At 39.1% G+C, this 13,571-nt stretch carries 14 protein-coding genes, 1 pseudogene and 1 other annotated feature; all 15 genes and pseudogenes read right to left on the reverse strand.

Annotated elements, in window-relative coordinates:
- Nucleotides 1-214: 214 nt before the first annotated feature.
- The 15 genes and pseudogenes from ACO1D1_RS17990 to floA all read right to left on the reverse strand — a co-directional run bounded on the left by ACO1D1_RS17990 (nt 215) and on the right by floA (nt 13,562).
- A complete protein-coding gene (locus ACO1D1_RS17990) occupies nt 215-1,024 on the reverse strand; it encodes a pyruvate, water dikinase regulatory protein (RefSeq protein ID WP_423336629.1) in 810 nt (269 codons plus the stop codon).
- Between the two features lie 35 nt (nt 1,025-1,059).
- Nucleotides 1,060-1,719 (reverse strand): helix-turn-helix transcriptional regulator, encoded by a 660-nt coding sequence (locus tag ACO1D1_RS17995; protein ID WP_423336630.1) that lies wholly within the window; start codon nt 1,717-1,719, stop codon nt 1,060-1,062.
- Nucleotides 1,720-2,060: 341 nt separating this feature from the next.
- Nucleotides 2,061-3,443 (reverse strand): glycine--tRNA ligase, encoded by a 1,383-nt coding sequence (locus ACO1D1_RS18000; protein ID WP_149871018.1) that lies wholly within the window; start codon nt 3,441-3,443, stop codon nt 2,061-2,063.
- A 60-nt stretch (nt 3,444-3,503) separates the two neighbouring features.
- Nucleotides 3,504-3,689 (reverse strand) — a binding site (T-box leader).
- Nucleotides 3,690-3,739: 50 nt separating this feature from the next.
- Nucleotides 3,740-4,492: a DNA repair protein RecO gene (gene recO, locus ACO1D1_RS18005; protein WP_149871019.1), complete on the reverse strand. Its 753-nt coding sequence runs from the start codon at nt 4,490-4,492 to the stop codon at nt 3,740-3,742.
- A gap of 35 nt (nt 4,493-4,527) precedes the next feature.
- Nucleotides 4,528-4,671, reverse strand: coding sequence for a YqzL family protein (locus tag ACO1D1_RS18010; RefSeq protein WP_149871020.1), 144 nt, complete (start codon nt 4,669-4,671; stop codon nt 4,528-4,530).
- 160 nt (nt 4,672-4,831) lie between these two features.
- Nucleotides 4,832-5,752: a GTPase Era gene (gene era, locus ACO1D1_RS18015; RefSeq protein WP_423336631.1), complete on the reverse strand. Its 921-nt coding sequence runs from the start codon at nt 5,750-5,752 to the stop codon at nt 4,832-4,834.
- Nucleotides 5,742-6,143: a cytidine deaminase gene (locus tag ACO1D1_RS18020; protein WP_149871022.1), complete on the reverse strand. Its 402-nt coding sequence runs from the start codon at nt 6,141-6,143 to the stop codon at nt 5,742-5,744. The genes era and ACO1D1_RS18020 overlap by 11 nt, the downstream gene beginning before the upstream one ends.
- Nucleotides 6,144-6,348: 205 nt before the next feature.
- Nucleotides 6,349-6,693, reverse strand: coding sequence for a diacylglycerol kinase family protein (locus ACO1D1_RS18025; RefSeq protein WP_423336632.1), 345 nt, complete (start codon nt 6,691-6,693; stop codon nt 6,349-6,351).
- Between the two features lie 13 nt (nt 6,694-6,706).
- Nucleotides 6,707-7,123 (reverse strand): rRNA maturation RNase YbeY, encoded by a 417-nt coding sequence (gene ybeY, locus ACO1D1_RS18030; protein WP_411675502.1) that lies wholly within the window; start codon nt 7,121-7,123, stop codon nt 6,707-6,709.
- 50 nt (nt 7,124-7,173) lie between these two features.
- A pseudogene (locus ACO1D1_RS18035) lies at nt 7,174-9,352 on the reverse strand (HD family phosphohydrolase).
- A gap of 185 nt (nt 9,353-9,537) precedes the next feature.
- Nucleotides 9,538-10,503 carry a PhoH family protein gene (locus ACO1D1_RS18040; protein ID WP_423336633.1) on the reverse strand — a complete coding sequence of 322 codons (966 nt, stop codon included), beginning with the start codon at nt 10,501-10,503 and terminating at the stop codon, nt 9,538-9,540.
- Complete coding sequence (gene yqfD, locus ACO1D1_RS18045; RefSeq protein WP_423336634.1) at nt 10,500-11,693, reverse strand: sporulation protein YqfD; 1,194 nt, start codon at nt 11,691-11,693, stop codon at nt 10,500-10,502. The genes ACO1D1_RS18040 and yqfD overlap by 4 nt, the downstream gene beginning before the upstream one ends.
- Nucleotides 11,690-11,992, reverse strand: coding sequence for a sporulation protein YqfC (gene yqfC / locus ACO1D1_RS18050; RefSeq protein WP_149871027.1), 303 nt, complete (start codon nt 11,990-11,992; stop codon nt 11,690-11,692). The genes yqfD and yqfC overlap by 4 nt, the downstream gene beginning before the upstream one ends.
- 83 nt (nt 11,993-12,075) lie before the next feature.
- On the reverse strand, nt 12,076-12,531 hold the full coding sequence (locus tag ACO1D1_RS18055; RefSeq protein ID WP_423336635.1) for a hypothetical protein: 456 nt from the start codon (nt 12,529-12,531) through the stop codon (nt 12,076-12,078).
- A 35-nt stretch (nt 12,532-12,566) separates the two neighbouring features.
- Nucleotides 12,567-13,562 (reverse strand): flotillin-like protein FloA, encoded by a 996-nt coding sequence (floA, locus tag ACO1D1_RS18060; protein ID WP_423336636.1) that lies wholly within the window; start codon nt 13,560-13,562, stop codon nt 12,567-12,569.
- Nucleotides 13,563-13,571: the final 9 nt, after the last annotated feature.

Consider the following 13,571-nt stretch of genomic DNA (forward strand, 5'->3'; position numbering starts at 1 on the left):
CTTTTTAAAAGGATTTATGTCGAATTTTTTCGGGGTCTCCGCCTTGACATCTGACAATAAATAGTTTATTCGTTCCCATGCAACTCTAAACCTAAAAAGATATATTTTTATCACAATTTTTTATTATAGTATATTCATTATCATTTTGCCATAACTTTTTTTCAGTTTTCCTCCACATTTTACGTAAAGAAACACATAATCAGATGATTATGTGTTAAAGTCTGCCTTTTTGAAAATAATTTATAATAACATTTGCTGTTTCTTCGACTGCCTTATTGGTAACATCGATTACTGGACAATTTATTTTCTTAACAATATTTTCAAAAAAAGTTAACTCTTCTTTAATCCTATCTATATTTGCATAACTTGCTAGATCATTTAGTCCTAAAGAAATCAATCGTTCCCGTCTAATATTGTTTAATTTCTCCGGACTTATTTTTAAACCAAAGCATTTTTCGATTGGAACTTTATAAAGTTCTTCAGGGGGGTCTACCTCAGGTACGAGAGGGACATTTGCTACCTTAAATCGTTTATGTGCCAAATACTGTGATAAAGGCGTCTTTGAAGTCCTTGACACCCCAATTAATACAATATCCGCCTTTAAAAGTCCCCGCGGATCTCGGCCATCATCATATTTTACAGCAAATTCAATGGCTTCTACCTTTTTAAAATAATCCTCATCAAGCTTCCTTACAAGGCCAGGTTCGCAAAGTGGAGTTTTTCCGCTAAAAATCTGAATTTGGTCCATGATTGGACCGATTAAGTCCACAGCAATAATCCCTTCCACTTCTGCTTGTTCCTTCAAATATGTACGCATTTCGGGTTTGACAAGTGTATAGGCGACCATGGCATTGTCATGGGCTACAAGAGATAACACTTCATCGATATGTTCCTGATCCTCCACATAAGGAAATCTTTTTAAGGTCATTCCAGACCCGTTAAACTGGCTAATTGCCGCTTTTGTAACTAATTCGGCAGTCTCCCCAACCGAATCAGATACAACATATATGATTGGCAAACTCATTCTCCCTCAACAGCTCCTCGTTATTATACTTTTGTTTACTCATCACCTAACGAAACAAAGGCCTTTGTAATGTTTGTTTTCGTCACTCTGCCAATAACCTCGTAGCCATTTTCTGATTTTTTCACAATTGGCAAGGCATCTATTTGTTTTTCAATTAACTTCTTAGCAATATCAATTAATAAATCCTCCCGCTCACACATCGTTATGTTCGGCATCCTTGTCATAATGATATGGACAGGTATGCTTGTAAGCTCCTGCTTGCCAATACTTGCACGGAGCAAGTCCTTTCTGGAAAGAACCCCTACAAGACTTGAGCTTTGGTCAACTACAAATAATGTTCCCACATCTTCAAGAAACATTGTACAAATAGCATCGTAAACAGAAACGTTTTCATTCACGACCACCGGAATGGATTGATAATCCTTTACATAGATTTTCTGCAAATTTTCCGTCAATAACTGCGCTCCTGATTTCCCTGTATAAAAGTATCCGACACGCGGCCTGGCATCCAAAAAACCGGCCATCGTTAAAATAGCAAGGTCCGGCCTTAGTGTCGCCCTAGTCAGGCTTAATTGATCAGCAATCTGCTCTCCTGTAATGGGACCATTTTCTTTCACTATTTGCAATATATGCTCCTGGCGTTTAGTTAGTTCGATTGTCCTCACCACCTTATAATACCCAGTTAAAATGTACATTATCTTAAGGAATATTATATACCACAAACTATTTCAATTCCATTCAGAAAAGCGGAAGCGCCCTGTTCAGCGGCGTATGGCCTCCTCGAAAAAGCTAACGCTTTTTCTTCGTGCGATGCCGATGCCTATGCTGCCGAAGCTTTCCCTGTGGAGCACTCCAACTGAGATAAAGGAAACACGATGCGCCGGAGGCGAATCGATGTTGACTTATCGTAGGGCGGAGTGCGAAGGACACTAGCCGCTAGGGCGCTGGAGCTGGACATTTCTTTAAAGTTGTTATAGATTCTGATAGTACTATTGAAAAAGGTGCGGAGTCCGCACCTTTTCGTTTGTCTAGCTTATTAAAACACCATTTTTTCTTGCAGGAAGTTTACTAACTCGGCAATCGGGATGCGGTTTTGTTCCATCGTGTCCCGGTCGCGAACGGTAACCATGTTGTCTTCTTTAGAATCAAAGTCATAAGTAATACAGAACGGCGTACCAATTTCGTCATGGCGGCGGTATCGTTTACCGATTGAACCAGCTTCATCATAATCAACTGCAAAGTGTTTGGATAACGTAGCAAACACCTCTCTTGCTTCATCAGACAGCTTTTTCGATAATGGCAGGACGGCTGCTTTAAACGGTGCTAAAGCCGGGTGAAAATGCATCACCGTTCTTGTCGTTCCATCTTCAAGCTGCTCTTCGTTATAAGCATCAATCAAGAACGCCAGTGTAACCCGGTCGGCACCAAGTGATGGTTCAATGCAAAATGGTACATACTTTTCATTGGTTTCAGGATCAAGATAATGGAAATCCTCTCCAGAGTGTTCCATATGCTGTTTCAAATCATAATCGGTCCTTGAAGCTACACCCCATAATTCACCCCAGCCAAACGGAAACTTAAATTCAAAATCAGTTGTTGCATTACTATAGTGAGAAAGTTCATCTTCAGAATGATCACGCAGCCGTAGATTTTCTTTTGTAAGTCCTAGTGACAATAGCCAACTTTCAGCAAAACTCTTCCAGTAGTCATACCATTTTAGTTCCTCACCTGGTTTACAGAAGAACTCAAGTTCCATTTGTTCGAATTCTCTTGTACGGAATGTAAAATTACCAGGGGTGATTTCATTACGGAAACTTTTACCGATTTGCGCAATACCAAACGGGAGCTTTTTCCTCATGGTCCGCTGCACATTTTTAAAGTTAACGAAAATACCTTGCGCTGTTTCCGGACGAAGGAAAATTTCATTCGTACTTGATTCAGTTACCCCCTGGAAGGTTTTAAACATCAAATTAAATTGACGAATTCCTGTAAACTCATGGCTGCCACAGTCGGGACATGCAATATTATGTTCTTTAATAAGCTCTTCCATTTTTTCAAATGGGAGTCCGTCAACAACCAATTCGATTCCCTTTTCATCAAGTGCATTTTCAATTAATTTATCCGCACGATGGCGCGCTTTACAATTTTTACAGTCGATCATCGGGTCATTAAAGTTACCGATATGCCCGGAAGCTTCCCAAGTGCGCGGGTTCATTAGGATGCTTGCATCTAATCCGACATTGTAAGGGGATTCCTGTACGAATTTCTTCCACCACGCAGCCTTAATATTATTTTTAAATTCAACACCTAACGGACCGTAATCCCACGTGTTCGCAAGTCCTCCATATATCTCTGATCCAGGAAAAATAAACCCTCTGTGCTTTGCATGTGAAACAATTTGCTCCATTGTTACATTCATTCTTTTTTCTCCTTTACTTTTTAATCAAACAAAAAACTCCCGCCCCTATGCTATTACAAGCATAGGGACGAGAGTTACCCGCGGTTCCACCCTATTTGCTGCTATAAAAAGCAGCCTCCTTAAAATCGTGCTTACACACGTGTTTGCTCAGGAACGCCTTCGTTAGTGCCCTATACCCTAGCTCACACCATCCTAGGTTCGCTTTTATAGAGATGACTAAGTACTACTTTCCTTCATAGCAATTATGATATTAAACAGAATTTTATCTAAAACTTCAAGCATTGTCAACAAGCCGATTAAAAGAGATTACGAAATTGATCCATGGAATTAAGAAATTTCTTTGTTTTGAAATGAAGTCCTGAATATTCTTCATAGTAGGCGGTTATGACTTTTTTAAGTTCTGCTTTCGTTTTCTCTTTGACAGAAATTTCACCTAACCTTGAAAGATCAAAATAATAAAATAATCGTAATAATTTCACTGTAGCTGGTGATAATTTAAAATGGTACGGATCTTGGTTCAAGCACCGGTGGCAGATAAATCCGCCTTCGCGAATAGAAAAAGAAAAATGTCCGTCTGTACTGCCGCAAACGGAACATTGATTTAAGATTGGATATAATCCCATGACATTTAACATTTTCATTTCATAAATATGCATCAGAATATCCGGATCATAGCCTTCATTCATGTAATTTAATGTCTGATATAATAATTCAAAATGAAACGGGTTTGGTTTTTTTTCATCTGTACATTTATCGGTTAATTCAACAATATAACTGGCATAGGCAGTTAAAAAGATGTCTTCGCCAATTGAACGCATCGAGGTAATCATTTCTCCCTGCTGCAAGCTCCCTAAACCGGTACCTTTTTGTACTAGAAAATATCCATGTGTAAAAAGCTGGGTAATGGAAGAAAGACGGCTGTTGGGCTTTTTAGCTCCTCGTGCCATAATGCCGATCTTTCCCCATTCCCTTGTATATAAGGTTACAATTTTATTGGTTTCACCATAATCATTTACTCTAATGACAATGCCTTCACATTTCTGAAGCATTACAAGCACCTTCTTAAGTCATACGCAAGACTCGCTTATGAAACGGGAAAATCGATTTGTGCTAGACCTTCATTCTGATTTCCGGGTATTTCTTGGTTTTCCTTCTCAAGCTCTTTGAAGAGAAGATATGTGTCAATATTACCTGTCTGGAGGAATACTTTCCACGTAAAATCCATCATCGAAAACCCCACCTTTCATTATTTAGACTAGCCTAAAGTTATATCCCAAACCATACATTTATCATAGCCTGCCATTGCCAAAATCATAAGACGAAATATTTGTTAATGTTGTCCATGCATAATCTTGTAGATAAGCTAATATTTTTAAAAGGGTTATTATTTAATATTCATCTTCATTAAAGCCATAATCACGAAGCTGGGACATCTTATTACGCCAATCTTTCTGGACTTTTACCCAAAGCTCTAAAAATACTTTTGACCCAAGAAGGTTCTCAATATCACTTCGTGCCCGCTTTCCGATTTCTTTCAGCATACTTCCTTGTTTTCCAATAATAATTCCCTTTTGTGAATCTCGCTCTACAATCACTGTTGCCATGACATGAATAATATCCTTGCCCTCTCGCCTTTCCATTTTATCAAGCACAACTGCCAACGAGTGTGGAATTTCTTCTCTTGTTAAATGCAGGGCTTTTTCTCTAATCAGTTCCGTAATGATAAACCGTTCCGGGTGATCGGTAACCTGATCAGCAGGATAATATTGCGGCCCCTCAGGTAGGAAGGATTTAATTTGGTCTAATAAACGTTCGACATTATTCCCTTCAAGTGCAGATATGGGCACAATTTCTTTAAATGAATATTTTTCTTTATATGATTCAATAATTGGCAATAATTTATCAGGATGGATCTGATCAATTTTGTTAATAACGAGAAAGATAGGGGTGTTTATTGTTTGAAATTTTTCAAGAATAAATTCTTCCCCACGTCCAAATCCTTCTTCGGCATTTACCATAAATAGGATCAAATCAACTTCTTTAAGTGTATTTTGTGCAACCTTCATCATAAAATCGCCTAATTTATGTTTTGGTTTATGGATCCCTGGCGTATCAATAAAAATCATTTGAGCGTCAGGCAGGGATAGTACACCTTGAATTTTATTTCGAGTGGTTTGCGGTTTATCACTCATAATGGCAATCTTCTGACCGATTACTCGATTGAGGAAAGTGGATTTCCCCACATTCGGACGGCCAATAATCGAAATAAAACCTGATTTGTATCCGTTTTCATTCCCATTATTCAACATGTAGATCCTCCGGCGAAAAGGCACCAGGCAATAGATTTTCTACTGTAATTTCTTGAATATCCCCTTTTAGGTTTGTTAAGACAACCTTCATATCTCTCGGGCATAACTCAGAAATAACTTGTCGGCATGCACCACAAGGGGAACATGGACGCTCTGTATCGGCAACAACGGCTAACATGTGAAAATCCCTATCACCTTCTGAGTAGGCTTTAAAAAGGGCTGTTCGTTCTGCACAGTTGCACATACTGTAAGCGGCATTCTCAATATTACAGCCATGATATATTTTTCCATCTGTTGTAAGCAATGCTGCTCCTACACCAAACTTGGAATAAGGCACATAAGCTTTATCTCTTGCCTTTTTTGCTTCTTCAATTAATTGTTCGATATTCACAAAACTTCTTCCCTTCCAGCAAGAATCTGCTGTTTCTTTATTTTACACCAAAAAACAGAGAAAATCATTACTTGCAATCAAAAAGTAATATAAAATTTAAAAAAGTTTGAATTTTCCCTCAAATTAACTTGTGATCAAAACAAAAGTTAATTATGTCATTTTACCGAATTCGATTGCCTATTTCAAATGGATAAAATAAATTACATTACAAAAGTCTAACAACATATGGTAAAAAGATGATCATCCCGATTACAGCTGAGAGAGCCGCATAGACTAAGACAGCCCCGGCCGCCAAATCCTTTGCTTGTTTTGCCAATGGATGGTACTCAGCGGTAACAAGGTCCACCACTCGCTCGACAGCGGAATTCAATAATTCCAAGGCAAACATCCCTCCAATAGCAAAAAGGATGAAAAGCCATTCCATTTTTGTAATCGAAAAGTAAAAGGATACGACTAGCACAATGAATGAACTCATAAAATGAATGCGCATATTCCTTTCCATTCGAAGTGCCGTCATAATCCCTGACAAGGCAAACATAAACGATTTCATAAATGGGAAAGACTTATCTTTTGAGTCCATAGTCATCTAAAATTTCCTTTTGCAATCTGAACATTACCTTTTCCTCTTCCTCCGTCATATGGTCATAACCTAATAGGTGAAGGAATCCATGTACTGCCAGGAATCCAAGTTCTCTTTGAAAAGAATGGCCATACTCCTCAGCCTGTTCTTTTGTCCTTGGTATTGATATAATAATATCCCCTAAGACTCTGGGCTGCTCCACACCAGTTAGTTCCATTTCTCCTTCACCGAGCTCCTCCATCGCAAAAGAGATAACGTCAGTAGGCATGTCCTTATCGCGATAGTCTCGGTTAATTTCATGGATTCTCTCATTCGAAACAAATATGATTGAAACCTCGCTGTGTTCTTCAATCTGCTGTTTTTTAGCGGCAAAGTGAATTATTCTTTCAACTTCAAGCATTTGTTGTTCCGATAGTTCATTGGTTTCATCAATACAATCAATAAGTAGTGTCATGCTTGTTTCACCTTCTTTGTCTTTGTCAGTTCAGGGTACTCAATTCTTGAGTGAAAGATCCCCTTTAACGTCTCACATAGCGTATGTGAGACCGTTTCAATTTCTTTCATGGTAATATCACATTCATTTAATTGACCATCCTGCAGCCGGTCTGCGACAATTTTCTTAACAAGAGATTCAATGAGTTCTGGTGTAGGCTGTGATAATGAGCGGACGGCGGCCTCCACACTATCAGCAATGCCAATCACTGCAGACTCCTTTGTCTGTGCCTTTGGACCTGGATAACGAAACTCCTCTTCCCTTATATCAGCATTATTTTGAAGTGCTTTATGATAAAAAAATTTTAGTAACGTTGTCCCGTGATGCTGCTCGGCAATATCAATAATTTCTTTAGGCATATGATATTTCTTTAATATCGCCGAACCGTCAGTAACGTGGGCAATAATGATACTTCCACTTTTATCAGGCGGCAGTCGATCATGAGGATTTTCAAGATGCATTTGGTTTTCGATAAAAAAGTTAGGTCTTTTAGTTTTTCCAATATCGTGGTAATAACTTCCTACTCTAGCCAGCAGTCCATTAGCCCCAATGGCCTCACAGGCTGATTCCGCTAAATTAGCAACCATGACGCTATGATGATAGGTTCCCGGCGCTTCCATTAAAATTTTTCTAAGAAGCGGATGGTTGGGATTAGAAAGTTCAATCAGCCTAATCGTGGAAAGAATTCCAAAACTTGCCTCGAAGAAAGGCAATAATCCAATCGTTAGTACAGCAGATCCAATACCCGATACAAGGGCAGTAATAAAATAGTACCCATATTCAATCCCGGAAAATTGTCCGTTTGGCAAAAACAATAACACACCTATCGTCAAAAGATTGACAATCGCAGCAAATGTCCCGGCCTGTAATATCTTTGTCCGATGATTCTGTGTGTTTAAGAATAAAATTGCTGCTAAGGAACTAAAGAGGATATAAATCCCCTGTGAAAAATTAAGCGTGCCCGTGACCCCTTCGTTGAATAAAATACTTCCACAAACCGCCATAATGATTGACGTTAGAAACGCTAGCTTTTCATCAATTAAAATCTTTAACAGCATACCACCCATGGCAGCTGGGAAAATATACCCAATGCCGGCAAAATTAAATATTTGCAGCATGCTAATGATTTTGATAATGATGAGAGAGAGAATGAAAATAATCCCAAATAATAACAAAGATGTTTGCCGTTTCTCTGGCAGGGATTTCATTTGATAAAAATAATAATAAATCGCCGAAAGGAAAATAGTAATTAACGCAACTAATCCAATAGAGGGTTTAAACGATTTATCATTGTTTAATAGGCCGACCAGCTTTAATTGTTGATAAATATCCTGATTGATTAACTTCCCTTCTTCAACTATAATTTGCCCTTGAAGGATTTTGACAGGTTCTACACTTTCAGCTGCCTGCTGCCTTAGCTCTTCTGTCGCTGCGGGATCATAAAATTCATTTTGAATGACGGCATACCTTCCCAGATTGATGGACGCCAATCTTAAACTATCACTTAAGGCAGTGTATTTTAATTTTTCCTCTACCCTTTTCTTAGCATTTTCCACATCATCAGTTGAAATTCTTTTAGTCATAACATTATTAATTGCTGTAACGGTCAAATCCTTTGCAATCGACAATTCATCATTACTTGCCTGGACTAACGCAGAAAAAACTTGATCTGAGAGATCTTTTGAAACACCAGCTGTCAATTTTGCTTTTAATCTTGTCACTTTATCTGATACACTCGGTTCTCCCTTTTCCGGCGTATCCACAGCTGCTAAATCTTCCTGCTTCTTCATTTCCTCTTTTATTTCATCATTTACTTCTACCGCCGATTGAAAAATGGAAGTAATCAAATCAACTCGATTTTGGGTGTACTCATTTTTCAAAGAAGATGACAGGCTGCACCTGATTAACAGCCTCTTTTCGCTTATTTTCTGTACTTTTTCTATCTTCGACGGTCCCCGGAGATCGAATCGTCTTTTCAGCGACAGAAAACAGGCTTAAATCCAGCTTTTCCGGCTTTACATTACTGTACATAGCAGCAAAAAGAACAATTCCTAATACAATAAAAAATAGGATTCGAAAAAAAGTAATATCGAGTAACTTTCGTATCCGAATGAAGTGCTGCTGTAGTTTATCCAACTAAATCCCCCCAGCCACGGCCCATAAATCATGTGTTTTGCGAAAGAATATACATATTATTACTGAAAGTACGCTTTATGTAAAATGATAACAGTTTTTTTAATAAGTTTCACCTATTACTAGGAGAAGGTTCATGTTGACATGGAAAAAGGGATAAACCTATCCAAGGTTTATCCCGCATCTTATTACTGATTTGCTTTTTTCTCATAGGCTGCGATAATTCTGCCGACAAGCGGATGACGGACAACATCACTTTGCTCGAGAAAGATAAACGAAATTCCATTTACATTTTGCAAAATTTCCTCGGCGGCAATAAGACCAGATTTTGCACCCTTCGGCAAATCAATTTGTGTTCGATCTCCTGTGATGACCATTTTAGAGCCAAAGCCAAGTCTTGTCAAAAACATTTTCATTTGTTTATCGGTTGTGTTTTGTGCTTCATCTAAAATAACAAATGCATCATCTAATGTACGGCCTCTCATGTAGGCAAGAGGAGCAATTTCTATTGTACCCCGTTCAATTAATCTTTGGGTATGCTCCGCTCCTAGAACGTCATTTAGTGCATCATACAGGGGTCTTAAATATGGATCAACTTTTTCTTTTAAGTCTCCCGGAAGAAAGCCGAGACTCTCGCCTGCTTCAACAGCCGGCCTGGTTAATATTATTTTATTGACCTGTCCGCTTTTCAAGGCATTTACGGCCATGACAACAGCGAGATAGGTTTTACCTGTTCCGGCTGGGCCAATCCCAAAAACAAGGTCATTTTTCTTAATGGCCATCACATATTGCCTTTGCCCCAGCGTTTTTATTCGAATTGTTTTCCCTTTAGCATTTCTGCCGATCTCTTCATCATACAAATTCACAAAATAATCAAGCGTTCCTTTTTGAGCCATTTGAATGGCATAGAGGACATCTCTTTGGCTGATATTAATTCCCTTTCGAATCACATATAGTAATCGGTCTAATATTTGTCCAGCTATCACGACGTTGTTTTCATCGCCTGACAAACTGACAGATTCACCCCTTGTGATAATGGAAACACCAAGCTCTTGCTCGATCATTTTTAAATTTTGATCTGAATTCCCCAGCAGGTTAATGGCCTCTGTGGGATTTTCAAGCTGTACATTGATCGTTGTTAATTTTTCTGTCATTCAAGAGTCTCCTTGGATATCGGTTGTCCGACTGCAATGTTTTCAATTATTTTAAAATGAATAGCTAATATTACCTTACCATTTTTATACTCTTTGTGTAAAATCTTTTCATCTTTTATGATAGCATCTTCACCTAGCTTGCTTTTTATTTCTTTTTTCGCCAGCTCAAGCGCATATTGTTCAGCCTCCTGCTTGGAATACGCGCGCAAATATTCTTCCCGTTCACGAATCGTTTTATTGACATAGGAAAGTGGCAGCTCCCAGTTCAGAAAATGAAGTTTATGAACTGTCTTTTCAGTTTCATATTTCTTATATTCAGGTTTCCCAAAACCCCATATTGGTATTTCAAGATTCCCCATCAATAATGCATACTTTTGTTTTTCCTTACCAGTATATACATTAAAGTTTGTTTCCAAAGGGAGTTGGACGTCACTCTTATACCAGGTTTCACCCCAAACTTCGCCGGTTGCTGCTGTCAATTCGGGATTCTCGTCATTACCAAATAATCCGGATACGAGTAATTGCCCTTTTTCTACATGGTCATGAATATCAACAACTTTTTGGCCAGTTTCAACAAACATCTGAACAATGATGGCTTTCTTTTTCGCAATAAGATTCTGCGGTGATAATTGCTCCGGTTTTTTCGGCTCATTCTTTTCGACAACCTGCAGGTGATAGGTTGTCCCCTTTAATTCCACACCTACCCATGTTAGTGCGCCAATACGATCAGTTAAATGTCTTTGTATTCCTTCCACGTTATCAACCAAAAACTGAACCTTGCCGATTTTAATACCCATCTTGTCCAATTCTTTGCGGATTTGGTACTCAGTTGCCGGTTTTGCTCCTTTTATTTCAATTCCCCAAATCACATTCGATAAGAAAAAGATAATGAATAAAAAGGCGGCTGCTCCTAACATAAAGCCGCTATTTTTTAAAAGTCTTCTAAACAAAAACGGCGCTCCGCTTCGTCCTAAAAAGGAAAGCTTACAATCCGCTTTCCGCGCAAAATGTCTAATTTTCAGGGCATCCTGGACCCTCATTTTGAAAGTAATTGTTTCCGTCCCATGCCGTTTAACCTGCCAAACATGCAGTCCATTTCTTGTTAAAACATTTATAAAGCGCTCAAGCCCCTTTCCAGATACTTTTACGGTAACCCTGCCATAAAAAAATTCGATCCATTGGTTCTTCATTTTGTTCCTCCCGGATTATCAGTTATATAAATAACCTGATCAATTTTTCCTTCCAGTAAAATTTCTTCAGGTAGTATCGTTTTAATCACAAATGACTTACCTGTAATTAACAATTGACCTTGCTTTAGCAGCAAACGGAGTTCTTTATCAGTAAACGCCAGCAGGCCGCGGTGATTCTCTATATAGATATGGATTTGTCCAATCATCGTAATACGGGGCAAATCCATCATGACATCTTGAGGAAGATCCATTTTATTAGCCATCCAGTTGCGAACTCGTTGGCCCCATTTTTTTGCCATAAAAAAAGAACCCCCTTTCATCTCATATTTATGAAATGAAAGGGGGTTCAGCACACCTTTTTCTTTTGTTTCTTAGGACTAAATCAGCCTTTTCTTGCAAAATAAGGTTTTTTCGACCGCGGTTCGCCAAGAATTTCTCCCCAAATAATTCCATTGATCACGGTATTTGAATCCGGCTCTTTAGAAATCATCGGTTCGCTTTCAGCCTGTCTTGGCTTGATCGTTTGGTTTTCCAGCTTCTCATTTTGCAGTCGAGCAGCCGCCATCCCTGTTCGACTGGCTTCTGATTCTTGCCTGACTTGTAAATATTCTTGTTCAATATTTTTCATTTTTTCTTGCGCTAATTCCTTATTTTGTTCTGTTTTCTTCGGCCTGATTTGTTCTGCTCCCTCATTCGCCAGCTCTTTAAAAAGCGTTCGAATATCCTCCATACCATTTGCTGTAAATGGCTTTTTGGGAGAGTGCCCTTGAGTTCGTTTTGCTTTACCGAATAGTGTTGAGATAATACCGACAATAATGAAAAATAATACGGTTTCCAAAGCTCCCACCCCCTTCTTTTCTACTAAAGCGGGTTTTATTTATCGTCTTTCTTCTCGCCTGTCATTTTCCCAATGGAACCTCTCATTTCCGTATCGGCAGAAATGTTTTTATAATTCATATAATCCATCACACCAATATTTCCGGATTTAAGTGCTTCCGCCATCGCAAGTGGAACTTCTGCCTCTGCTTCAACAACTTTAGCTCTCATTTCCACTACTTTCGCCTTCATTTCTTGTTCGGAGGCGACAGCCATTGCCCGCCGCTCTTCGGCCTTCGCCTGAGCAATTTTCTTATCAGCTTCCGCCTGCTCTGTTTGTAATTCTGCGCCAATGTTTTTACCGATATCCACATCCGCAATATCAATCGACAGGATTTCAAAAGCGGTCCCGGCATCAAGCCCTTTCGCCAAAACCGTTTGCGAAATCAAATCAGGATTTTCAAGGACCTTACTGTGACTATCTGATGAACCGATTGTGGAGACAACTCCCTCACCCACACGGGCAACCACTGTTTCCTCCCCTGCACCGCCGACAAGTCTCTCGATATTTGCCCGAACGGTGATTCTTGCCTTAGCTTTTACTTCAATACCGTTCATTGCAACACCAGCGATAAATGGGGTTTCAATTACCTTTGGATTAACGCTCATCTGCACCGCTTCTAAAACATCTCGTCCTGCGAGGTCAATTGCAGCACATCGTTCAAATGATAGTTCAATATTTGCACGATGGGCAGCAATAAGGGCATTAACGACCCGATCCACATTCCCTCCGGCAAGATAATGGCTTTCCAGCTGATTAGTCGTCATGTTTAAACCAGCCTTATGGGCTTTAATAAGCGGATTTACCACCCTGCTCGGTGTTACCCTTCTCAGTCTCATCCCAACTAACGTGAAAATACTAATGCGGACTCCTGCAGCTAGTGCCGATATCCAAAGCATGACCGGTACAAACGATAATAGAATTCCTAAAAAGATTAAGGCAACAATTACAATTGCAATAATAAAAATTGTTCCTCCGGATATAACGTCCATTATGAAACC

The organism is Neobacillus sp. 19, from assembly GCF_049463095.1.
In the GTDB taxonomy this organism is placed as follows: Bacteria; Bacillota; Bacilli; order Bacillales; family Cytobacillaceae; genus Neobacillus.

Excerpts from the sequence above, each read along its gene's own strand:
- ACO1D1_RS18040 (WP_423336633.1), bottom strand. The coding sequence starts at position 10,503 with ATGACAGAAAAATTAACAACGATCAATGTACAGCTTGAAAATCCCACA.
- ACO1D1_RS18000 (WP_149871018.1), bottom strand. The coding sequence starts at position 3,443 with ATGAATGTAACAATGGAGCAAATTGTTTCACATGCAAAGCACAGAGGG.
- era (WP_423336631.1), bottom strand. The coding sequence starts at position 5,752 with ATGTTGAATAATGGGAATGAAAACGGATACAAATCAGGTTTTATTTCG.
- ybeY (WP_411675502.1), bottom strand. The coding sequence starts at position 7,123 with ATGCTTGAAGTTGAAAGAATAATTCACTTTGCCGCTAAAAAACAGCAG.
- ACO1D1_RS18010 (WP_149871020.1), bottom strand. The coding sequence starts at position 4,671 with ATGATGGATTTTACGTGGAAAGTATTCCTCCAGACAGGTAATATTGAC.
- yqfC (WP_149871027.1), bottom strand. The coding sequence starts at position 11,992 with ATGGCAAAAAAATGGGGCCAACGAGTTCGCAACTGGATGGCTAATAAA.
- ACO1D1_RS17995 (WP_423336630.1), bottom strand. The coding sequence starts at position 1,719 with ATGTACATTTTAACTGGGTATTATAAGGTGGTGAGGACAATCGAACTA.
- ACO1D1_RS17990 (WP_423336629.1), bottom strand. The coding sequence starts at position 1,024 with ATGAGTTTGCCAATCATATATGTTGTATCTGATTCGGTTGGGGAGACT.
- ACO1D1_RS18025 (WP_423336632.1), bottom strand. The coding sequence starts at position 6,693 with ATGAAATCGTTTATGTTTGCCTTGTCAGGGATTATGACGGCACTTCGA.
- recO (WP_149871019.1), bottom strand. The coding sequence starts at position 4,492 with ATGCTTCAGAAATGTGAAGGCATTGTCATTAGAGTAAATGATTATGGT.
- yqfD (WP_423336634.1), bottom strand. The coding sequence starts at position 11,693 with ATGAAGAACCAATGGATCGAATTTTTTTATGGCAGGGTTACCGTAAAA.
- floA (WP_423336636.1), bottom strand. The coding sequence starts at position 13,562 with ATGGACGTTATATCCGGAGGAACAATTTTTATTATTGCAATTGTAATT.